Below are 9,098 nucleotides of genomic sequence, written 5' to 3' on the forward strand. Positions count from 1 at the left end.
CCCGCCGCCGCATCCTCCTCGACTTCGCCACCCACACCCACCCCGAACAACCCGCCGTCCTGTCCAACGCCCGCGTCCTCGGCGAAGGCATCGACGTCCCCACCATCGACGCCGTCGTCTTCGCCGACCCCAAGAACAGCCCCGTCGACACCGTCCAAGCCGTCGGCCGCGCCCTACGACAAACCCCCGGCGCAGGCAAAAAAGCCACCCTCATCGTCCCCGTCTACCTCACCCCCGACGAAGACCCCGACGACCTCCTCGGCGCCGACGCCTACACCCCCCTGTGGCGCACCGTCCAAGCCCTGCGCGCCCACGACGAACGCCTCACCGCACGCCTCGCCGACCCCCGCACCCACCGCCCCACCCTCGGATCAGAGGACCCAGGCGCCTGGCTCCACTTCGAACGCCCCACCCAGCAAGAAGAAGTCGCCCTCGCTCTCACCCTGCGCGTCCTCAACCCCAAAAGCGCCGAATGGCGCCGCGGCCTCACCGCAGCCCGCCGCTACCACCGCACCCACCACCACCTCGACGCCCCCCAGACCCACGAAGACCCCGACGGCTACCCCCTCGGCCGCTGGCTGACCTGGCAACGCCACCTCCACACCACCGGCGCCCTCGACCCCGCACGCACCCACGCCCTCGAACGCCTCGGCATCATCTGGAACCCCCAGCAGCACGCCTTCGACCGCGGCCTCGCCCACGCCACCGCCTATGCCGCCGTACACGGCCACCTCGCCGCCCCCGTCGACCACCACCAGGACGGCTTCGCCCTCGGCCGCTGGCTCGCCACCCAACGCAAACGAGCCGACGACCTCGCTCCCGCCCGCGCCCAAGCCCTCCAGGACCTCGATCCGCACTGGAACCCGCCCTGGCCCCTGACCTGGCACCGTGCCTATCACGCTGCCCGCAGACATCACACGGCCGGCCACCGTCTGACCGACGTGCCCCGCGACTACAACACCGAAGACGGACACCGCCTGGGGGAGTGGCTGCACAAACAGCGCCTCCACCCCGAACGCCTGCACCCCAACCAGCAACAACTCCTTGCCGATCTCGACCTGATCCAGAAGGCCGAGCCATCCCCAGAAAAACGGAAACCGGCCGCCCGCAAGCCAGAGCAGGGCCTGGCTGCCGCCCGCGCCTTCCACCGTCGGGAAGGCCACCTCGACGTTCCCCAGCGCCACGTCGAAGTCCTCGACGGGGAACCCGTACGTCTCGGACAGTGGATCAGCAACGCCCGCCGCCGCAAGGAGCGTCTCCCTGCAGAGCGGATCCGCGCGCTCGATGTCTTGAACATGCGCTGGTAGCAGCGTCCGCACCGTCCTTCCCGTGGGCTCCGCCAACTTGACGGCATGCATGCTTTCCGGCGTCGAACGATCCAGCTGTTTTCCGCGGCGATCGCACCGAAGCCCGACGCCGCCTGTGGCGCCCACAGCTGGAACAATGCCAGCGACCTTTGGACGCCGAAGCCGCACTCCGCGAATGCCACTAGGTGAGGCGAGAGCCAGGACAAGGCAGCACGGCGCCTCGACGAGCAGACGAAGCCAGGGGCGAGGCATGGTGGGTTGTTGTTGACCGGCCGATCGCTTCGGCATGGTCGGACGGTTGTGGAGGGTGGCCCGCATCCGGTTGGGGATGGGGGCCACCCTCTGGGCGCCGCGCTGGAACGCGGTGATGCCCGGTCCCTGTTTCATGGTGCAGCCACGACGCCAGGGGAACCTCGGGTACGGATACTCAAGGCAGCGTTGCTACGGAGGGTGTCATCGCGCGCGCGCCTTCGGCAACGCCGGATGAACGAAAATGAATGAAAATGCTGGCCCCATTTCCCTGACCTGCAGCAACTCGGTACCTGGCTGCCGGCTCCTCCACCCGGTCGCCTGCATCGCGGACCTGTGCCCTGGACGTTCGTGAATCAACACCGATGCCCGGAGAGCCGCACATTGTGATGGCCGCGGAACTGGTGAGAGGATCGCCGCGGTCGACGGACCAGACCTGGAAGTCCCCGTCAACTGTTCGCGGTGCAGCCCAAGTTCATGTCCGCACCGGGCATGAGTACGACGTCAATTGGAGAACAAGCATGCGTTCATTAGTCTTCTCGCCCGGCCCTTCCCCGGGTGCGCTGACGCCCGGGGAGGTCATTATCATCCTCGTCGTCGTCCTCGTGGCGGGGGCTCTCGCGCTCGCCGGCCTGCCGATGTTCGGGGCTCTCGAGTTCATCGCGGGAGCCCTTTACATCTCGGTCAGGTCACTGAAGGCGATGCGTATGACGGCAGAATTGCCGTCTGAGGCAGTCTGACTCACCCATGGGACGGCGTGAGAACGCCGTCGCCGCAGGAACCCGAGACGCCGAAGCGCTCGCGCTGTGGCTACGTGCCCAGCGCGAGCGCCGGGGGGTGACCTACGAGGCGATGGCCAAACTGATTGGATACCAGTTCACGGCCTCGATGCTCTCGCGTGGCGCCAGCGGGAAAATTCCCTCCCGCAAGCTCGTCGAGGCATACGCGAAAGCCTGCGACGCCGACCGCGCAGAGGCCGTTCGCCTATGGAAAGCCGCGCGGCGTTCGGAAGAAGAGAGCCGCCTCCACGACGAGACCGTCGCGGAGTTCCAGGACCTGGCCACCTCCGTGCGCTCGGCACTCACTCATCCGGAAGTCATCGAAACATTCGGCCAGCTGCGCCGGGCGATGATCCATGTACGGGCCGAAGAGGGCCAGCCGTCGCTAGGAGTCTTACAGGCCAAGGCCGGGCGCACAGCCGACGGCAGGTGCTTTCGGCTACCGAAGAGCAGCCTGAGCGCAGTTCTGCGCGGGGGAGCGGTGCCCTCGCGCAGTCATGTCACGGCGTTCATGGAGGCTCTGGATGCTTCCCCGGGCAAGGTCCGCGAGTGGGAAAGGGCTTGGGACCGAATCGCGGAATTTCATGCCCGCCGGTCGCCGGCCGCTGCCAAGATCAGAGTGGCGGGCGCCCCTGCGGTCCGGCCACCTCAGCGCCCTGTTCTGCTGATGACCACCGCTGTGGACGGCGTGGACTTCGAATACCTTCGGGACCAAGTAGTGAGCGACTACGCCCACAGCGACGCAACACCACGCATCGGGGGAGGCCCCAGACGCTCCCTCCCGCCAGCCGGGCACACTCGCTCTGGGCTGCCCATCCGAACACCATCCCGATATGAACGCCCCTCTCATAGGGTGAAGTTCAGCACCCGGCTCTTGCACATTCCGCTGTCACCTCCCAAACCTTCCGGAAGCCATCAGGCCGACACGGCCCTCCTGGCGCCTCAGACGCATTACGTGGTTAGGGAAGACGTGCCCGCGGCTCCGCCGAAGCGCATGGCTCGTATCGTCGACCGATGGTTCTCGAGAAAGCCCCGGAGGGACCATGCTCGCTGGCCGCAGTACTGATTCGGTCTCCAGCACGTCTGAAGATCGATTACGGGACAGCCCTTAGGGATTGCAGATCATCAAGGTGTTGCTCCCCGACCTGGGGCTCGTTGGTCTGGTATGCGCATCCCGGACGAGACCCGTGACCAACTCTCCGCAAAGTTTGCGGTGTTGTTCCCACATCTGGACGAGCGGCAGCGACGGCTGCTGATGGGAACCGAGGCCCGGCTGCTGGGGCATGGTGGCATCCGCGCTGTCGCTCGGGCGGCCCGGGTCAGCGAGACGACGGTCGCAATGGCGTGTTCGAGCTGGAATCCGGAGAGGAGCCGTTCGGGCGGGTCCGGCGTCCCGCCGGAGGACGCAAACGGGTCGCCGATCTGGATCCGGGGCTGCGGCCGGCACTACTGGCGCTGGTAGAGCCCGAGGAGAGACCCGATGTCGCCGCTGCGGTGGACGGTGAAATCGACCCGTACGCTCGCGGCGGAGCTGGCCCGGGCCGGGCACCGGATCAGCGCCGATACCGTGGGCGACCTGCTGCGGGAGGAAGGCTTCAGTCTTCAGGCCAACGCGAAGACGCTCGAGGGCAGTCAGCATCCGGACCGGGACGCCCAGTTCCGCTACCTCAACGAGCAGGCCCGCAACTACCGGGACGCCCAGTTCCGCTACCTCAACGAGCAGGCCCGCAACTACCGGGACGCCGGCCAGCCGGTCACCAGCGTGGACACCAAGAAGAAGGAGCTCGTCGGCGACTTCAAGAACAGCGGCCGCCAGTGGCGTCCCGCCGGCGAGCCTGTCCCGGTCAGCGTCCACGACTTCGCCGACCCGCAGCTGGGCAAAGCCGTCCCCTACAGGATCTACGATCTGACCGCGAACACCGGCTGGGTCAACGTCGGCCCCGATCACGACACCGCCGCGTTCGCAGTGGAATCGATCCGCCGCTGGTGGCACGGCCAAGGCCAGGCTGCCTACCCGCGGGCGACACGGCTACTGATCACCGCCGACGCCGGCGGATCCAACGGCTACCGCACCCGGTCCTGGAAGCTCGAGCTGGCCCAACTCGCAGCTGAAACCGGGCTGACGATCACCGTGTGTCACCTACCGCCAAACACATCGAAGTGGAACAAGATCGAGCACCGGCTCTTCTCGCACATCACCATGAACTGGAGCGGCCGCCCGCTGACCAGCCACGAAGTCATCGTGCAGTTGATCGCCGCGACCACCACCCGCACCGGACTGCGTGTGAGAGCCGAACTCGACACCAACACCTACCCGACCGGAGTCCGCATCAAAGACGCGGAGATGGCCGCCCTGCCGCTGACCCGGCATGCGTTCCAGGGCGCCTGGAACTACGCACTGCGCCCCCACCCATCACCCGTGACCCCGGCGGCCTGGGCCCCGCAGACGCCGGATCCGGAGTGGGACCAGGCCTTGCTCTCCGACCCATCACTGACCGGGATGACCCGCCAGCAACTGAACGACCTCACCGAGACCCTGGCCCCGGACGGGGATATCCGGCGCGGTCGGCCGCCTCGGCTGGCCTTCGCCGACCAGGTCCTGGCCACCGTGCTCCACATGCGGGCCGCCCTGGCCGCGGAACCCCTCGCCGTACTGTTCGGCACCAGCCGTGTCGGCGTACAAGTGAACGTGCACCACCGCGTACGGATGAACGTGCACCGTTTCTGAGGCGGTGAGGCCGGTGTCGCGAGAGTCTTCTGCCGTCCTGTTCGGGGTCGGTGGAGGGCGGCGAGAGTGGTCTTGGATCCGCATCGCTGGTTGGAGCTGAGGCGGTTTCGCGGTCTGTATGAGTCCGGGGCGATGAGCCTGCGGGAGATCGCGAAGGAGGCCGGGCTGAACCGGCGCACGGTCGTAAAGTATCTGTCGGGCGAGACGCCGGTCGCGCCGCCGCGAAGGGCTCCTAACGGGCAGCCGTACCGGCGGATGGCAGATCAAGTCGCGCCGTTGATCGACGCGATGCTACGGGCCGAGATCCTGCTCAAGGGGGCAGTGATCCACGAGCGCCTGGTGGCCGAGTACGGGTTCACCGGCAGCTACCAGCGGATCAAGATGTACTTGCAGGAAGCCCGCCCGCGGATCGCGGAGGAACTGGGCATCAGCCCGCATGAACTGGCGGGCCTGCACCGCAGGTTCGAGGTGGTGCCCGGGGCCCAGGCCCAAGTCGACTGGGGTGATGAGGGAAAGATCCTCGCCCACGTCGGGATCCCGAAGGTCTACTCCTTCCACATGACCTTGTCCTACTCGCGCGATCCGTTCTGCTGCTTCACCACCAGCCAGGACCTGGCCACCTTCTTCGACTGCCACCGTCAGGCGTTCGCCCACTTCGGCGGAGTTCCGATGTCGGTCGTCTACGACCGCACCAAAACGGTGGTCCGCCGGGCCGGCACGTTGCACCAGGTGAAGCCGTCCCCCTCCATCCGGAGGCCGTCGCCTTCGCCGGGCATTACGACTTCGATCCCGACGTGCTGGCCGCCTATCGGCCCACGGGCAATGGCAGGGTCGAGCGACAGGTGCTGATCGTCCGCGACCACGTCCTGGCCGGCCGGGCCTTCTCCTCGGTCGAGGAACTCAACGCCGCGTTCACTGCTTGGGTGCCGCTGCGGCGGGCGAAGGGCCACGGCACCGACGGCGAGGTCATCGGTCTCCGCGCGATCCGGGACCACGTGGCCCTGCGCCCGCTTCCGCAGACGCCTTATGTGGTCACCCAGCGGTATCTCCGCCATGTCGGCAAGGACTGCCTCGTCGCCTTCGACGCGAATCTCTACTCGGTGCCGGCCCGCAAGGTCCGGCCCCGCCAACTGGTCGACGTCAGGGCAACGAAGTCCCAGATCATGCTGCATGCCACTGCCCCGGATCGCAGTGGCCAGACCCTGCTGGCCGTCCATTCGCGGGCGGTCGGACGAGGCGCCCGTATCGTGGACGAGAAGCACTGGGACGGTCTGCCCACGGGAGCCGGCCGCCGCGTTACCACCGGTGACGGGGGCCTGCCGCGGCCCCGCCGCCACGACGCCCTGGGCCCGCAGGCGGGCCGCTGGCGGCCCTGCTGAACCGGGCCGCGGTCACCCAGGTCGAGGTCGGCCGCCGTCCGCTGTCGGTCTATGACGAGCTGACCGGCACCCGTCCCTTCACCACCCGTCCGAGCACAAGGGAAACGTCTTGAGCGAGCTGGTCTTCACCCGCATCCGCAATACGGCCGGCAAGCTCGGCCTGCCCCACCTGGCCGAAACGATCAACGAGTACACCCGGCGGGCCGACGAGGGCAAGATGGGCTATCTCGACTTCCTCGACCTGGTCCTCTCCGAGGAACTGGCCGTCCGTGACGACCGCCGATTCCGCCAGGGTTTGCGGCTTTCCCGGCTGCCGCACCATAAGACGCTCGATGAGTACGACTTCTCGTTCCAGCCCGAGCTCGACCCGCGCCAGGTCAAGGACCTGGCCACCCCCTCGTTCGTCGAGGGCAAGGCGAACGCCGCTCTGCTCGGGCCGCCCGGGGTCGGCAAGACGCACATCGCCGTCGCTCTCGCGGTTGCGGCCTGTCGGGCCGGTTACTCGATCTACTTCACCAGCCTCGACGATATGGTCCGCAACCTCAAGGCCGCCGAGGCCGCCGGCCGGATGACGAACAAGCTCGGCACCTACCTGCGGCCAAGCGTCCTCGTGGTCGACGAGGTCGGCTACCAGCCCCTCGAACGCGCGGAGGCGAACCTGGTCTTCCAGGTCATCTCCAAGCGTTACGAAAAGGGTTCGATCATTCTGACCTCGAACAAGACCTTCAGCGAATGGGGACAGGTGTTCGGCGACGAGGTCCTGGCCACCGCCATCCTCGACCGCCTCCTGCACCACTGCGACGTGATTTCCATCAACGGCCCCAGCTACCGGCTCAAGAACCGGCTCGCTGCCATTGAGCGAGACCAGGAAAGCGCAGCCTAATAGGTTTCGCGTGGTCGACAATGAGCGCATGGACGTCCCTGAGCTGCTCGAATCAGCTTCCCTGCTGGTTCCGGAAGAGACCGCCACCGAGAACGACATCACGGTGCGAGACATCTGGGACTACCTCGTCCATGACGAGTGGGAGATCGCCCTGGGCCTGCTGGAGGAGCTCGGGGACGGTCGCTCGCTCCCGCTGGCGTTTTGGGAGAAGCTCGCCGACGCGGCTGAGCAGCTCTGGTTCGAGCGGAGCACAGCTTGGTGCCATTGGCGGTGCTCCGAGATCCGCAACGGCGTGATCCGGGCGGATCTGACGCTCCGCCCTGCCGCCGAGGCGCGACGCACGACGCCAATCTCCGGCGCCGGTGTTCTGCGACCCATGTGGGACATCGGCCACCTCTCGCCCACCGGTGGACGTGCGGTCAGCATTGCCCGGCTCTGGGTTGAGGACATGCCCTATCTGGAGCCCGGCGGGCGAGCCACGGTTCGCCTCGTGCCTCTCACCCCCTCCCACTGGACTCACGTCCAGCCCGGCCAGCAGATCACCATGCACGAGGACCGAACCGTGGCCGGCACCGCAGTCATCCTGGAGGTTCATCGCCCTACCACCGCCAGGCCCGCGGGGTGACGTGACTGGCTCACCGCCTCCCTGCTGGTGCACATATCTCCGTACTCGGTGGAGCACTCACAGGAGTACGCCGACAAGCCGCACCGCGATGCACCGCACCCTCCTGAAGAACCGGCGACTGCTCAAGGCACACGACATCACCATCCCACCGCCGACAACCCCACCCACGGCCCTCGCCGCCCTTCAGGACCGGGTCCAGGCACAGGCCGGCGAGGACAACAAGATCAAAACAACGTGTTAATGATCTGCAATCTCTTAGATTGATCTTTAACCTGTGCGGCGTGGACGCGGGGTCGTTGATTTCTTCGTGCGTGGCTTCGCGGAGCCTGGTCTGCCAACTGTGTGCACGTCATAGCGGGTAGTGGGCTGGTTGTTCTTGCCGGGTGGGCGTCCCGGGCCGGGCCGGGCAGTTTTCGGTGCTTCGGCTGGGCAGGCGGCCTCCGTGCGGGGGTGCCGAAAACCGCGGCGGACTCGTGCGTGGGTGAGCCTGTCGGGCGGGGCCGGCTTCTCCCACGGCCGTCGGAGGTCTGCCGCCAGTGGGCGTGCGAGCCGGAGCTGGGTGAAGGCGGCGAGGATCAGCCAGGTCCAGCGATCGGCAGCTTCGGGGCTGCGGATCTTCGGGCAGGTCCAGCCCAGGGTCTGTTTGAAGAGCCGGAAGGTGTGTTCGATGTCGAAGCGTCGCAGGAATGCCTGCCATAGCAGGTCGACGGTGGTTTCGGTGGCGTCGGTGCCCGACCACCACAGCCAGACCAGCTTCGGTGTCGCGCCGCTGGGCAGGTGCTCGACCTGCAGACGGATTACGGTGCCCTCGATGACCGGCAGGTCGCCCAGCTCGGCGGTCCAGGCCGAGCGGTGGGTCAGTCTCGGGTGGAGCCGGTCCCAGGCCCGTGCGGTGGCGCTGCCGTAAAGGCGGGTCGCGGTCACCGTCTGAATGTCGTGTGTGCTCCAGGTGGCCGGGTCACCGAAGACGAACTCGCCGCCTTCTCGGGCCGAGCTCGTCGGCTGAGTACACGCCGAAACGAGCAACGAAGGGCAAGGAGACTGAATGCAACTCCTCAACCCTCACGAATATCCGTCAGGACCGCTCAACAGAAAGGCCGTTCCAGGACTGCGAGGGCGTAGCCCGCCCCCTCAGGCTCAACCCCACC

Annotated in this window: 7 protein-coding genes and 3 pseudogenes; 9 read left to right on the plus strand and 1 reads right to left on the minus strand. The window is 67.2% G+C overall.

All coding sequences use genetic code 11. The features are described from left to right. From BFF76_RS24950 to BFF76_RS32485, 9 genes and pseudogenes are all read left to right on the plus strand, one after another. Positions 1-1,307 (plus strand): helicase associated domain-containing protein (locus BFF76_RS24950; protein WP_208604879.1); only part of this gene is annotated, 1,307 nt, incomplete at its 5' end. Between the two features lie 770 nt (positions 1,308-2,077). Further along, entirely contained in the window at positions 2,078-2,296 is a 219-nt protein-coding gene (locus BFF76_RS24955; protein WP_053930544.1) for a hypothetical protein, read from the plus strand. A gap of 7 nt (positions 2,297-2,303) precedes the next feature. Next, complete coding sequence (locus BFF76_RS31660) at positions 2,304-3,401, plus strand: helix-turn-helix domain-containing protein (protein WP_079122481.1); 1,098 nt, start codon at positions 2,304-2,306, stop codon at positions 3,399-3,401. A gap of 99 nt (positions 3,402-3,500) precedes the next feature. Continuing rightward, positions 3,501-5,015: pseudogene (locus BFF76_RS24960) on the plus strand (ISAzo13 family transposase); the annotation flags it as partial. A gap of 180 nt (positions 5,016-5,195) precedes the next feature. Beyond that, a complete protein-coding gene (locus BFF76_RS34830; protein WP_465270528.1) occupies positions 5,196-5,912 on the plus strand; it encodes a DDE-type integrase/transposase/recombinase in 717 nt (238 codons plus the stop codon). After that, positions 5,858-6,442: a Mu transposase domain-containing protein gene (locus tag BFF76_RS34835; RefSeq protein ID WP_465270529.1), complete on the plus strand. Its 585-nt coding sequence runs from the start codon at positions 5,858-5,860 to the stop codon at positions 6,440-6,442. The genes BFF76_RS34830 and BFF76_RS34835 overlap by 55 nt, the downstream gene beginning before the upstream one ends. Positions 6,443-6,551: 109 nt before the next feature. Further along, positions 6,552-7,325, plus strand: a complete 774-nt coding sequence (istB, locus tag BFF76_RS24970) for an IS21-like element helper ATPase IstB (RefSeq protein WP_065849104.1) — start codon at positions 6,552-6,554, stop codon at positions 7,323-7,325. 28 nt (positions 7,326-7,353) lie between these two features. Continuing rightward, a complete protein-coding gene (locus tag BFF76_RS24975) occupies positions 7,354-7,950 on the plus strand; it encodes a hypothetical protein (protein ID WP_065849105.1) in 597 nt (198 codons plus the stop codon). Between the two features lie 73 nt (positions 7,951-8,023). Then, positions 8,024-8,191, plus strand: a pseudogene (locus BFF76_RS32485) (ISAzo13 family transposase); the annotation flags it as partial. A gap of 26 nt (positions 8,192-8,217) precedes the next feature. Here the strand turns inward: BFF76_RS32485 and BFF76_RS24980 are convergent. Continuing rightward, positions 8,218-8,937, minus strand: a pseudogene (locus BFF76_RS24980) (NF041680 family putative transposase); the annotation flags it as partial. Positions 8,938-9,098 lie beyond the last annotated feature (161 nt).

It is taken from the genome of Streptomyces mutomycini, assembly GCF_001700505.1.
Taxonomy (GTDB): domain Bacteria; phylum Actinomycetota; class Actinomycetes; order Streptomycetales; family Streptomycetaceae; genus Streptomyces; species Streptomyces mutomycini.